The following is an 806-nucleotide window of genomic DNA, read 5'->3' on the forward strand; positions in this document are numbered from 1 at the left end:
CTTCACCGCGTTGCAGTCGGGTGAAGTGGACGTCCTGCCGCGCAACACGACCCTGTCCCTGACGCGCGACACGACCCTGGGCCTGATCGGCGTCGGCGTGAACTACTACGACAGCCAGGGCATCATGGTGAACAAGTCCCTGAACGTGAAGAGCGCCAAGGAGCTGGATGGCGCGACCGTGTGCGTGCAGCCCGGCACCACCACCGAACTGAACCTGTCCGACTGGTTCCGCTCGCAGAACATCGTCTTCAAGCCGGTGGTCGTGGAACGCCTGGACGAGATCATCCGCGCCTTCGCCGTGGGGCGCTGCGACGCGTTCACCGGCGACAAGTCGCAACTGGCCGCGGCCCGCACCAATCTTGAGAACCCGGAAAAGTACGACATCCTGCCCGAGAACTTCTCGAAGGAACCGCTGGGCCCGATGGTTCGCCAGGGTGACGAGCAATGGTTCAACGTGGTCCGCTGGACGATGTTCGCCATGCTCGAAGCCGAGGAATACGGCATCACGTCGAAGAACGTGGACGAGATGCTGAAAAGCACCAACCCCAACGTGCAACGCCTGCTGGGCGTGACCCCGGGCATGGGCAAGAACCTGGGCGTGGACGACAAGTGGGCGTTCAACATCATCAAGCACATCGGCAACTACGGCGAGAGCTTTGAAAAGAACCTGGGCCCCAGCAGCCCGCTGAAGCTGTCGCGCGGCTTGAACGCGTCGTACCGCGACGGCGGCCTGATGTACGGCTGGCCGGTGCGCTAGGCACGGCTAGGGCGGTTTAGATGGCATAGATGGCCGGCGGGTGCCCAGC

At 63.4% G+C, this 806-nt stretch carries 1 protein-coding gene; it reads left to right on the plus strand.

Annotated elements, in window-relative coordinates; all coding sequences use genetic code 11:
- Positions 1 to 757, plus strand: a 757-nt coding sequence (locus tag A9976_RS19085; protein ID WP_183020309.1) for an amino acid ABC transporter substrate-binding protein, incomplete at its 5' end; no start/stop codon positions are given.
- Positions 758 to 806: the final 49 nt, after the last annotated feature.

Origin of the sequence: Delftia sp. UME58 (genome assembly GCF_014170385.1) — a bacterium.
In the GTDB taxonomy this organism is placed as follows: domain Bacteria; phylum Pseudomonadota; class Gammaproteobacteria; order Burkholderiales; family Burkholderiaceae_C; genus Comamonas; species Comamonas acidovorans.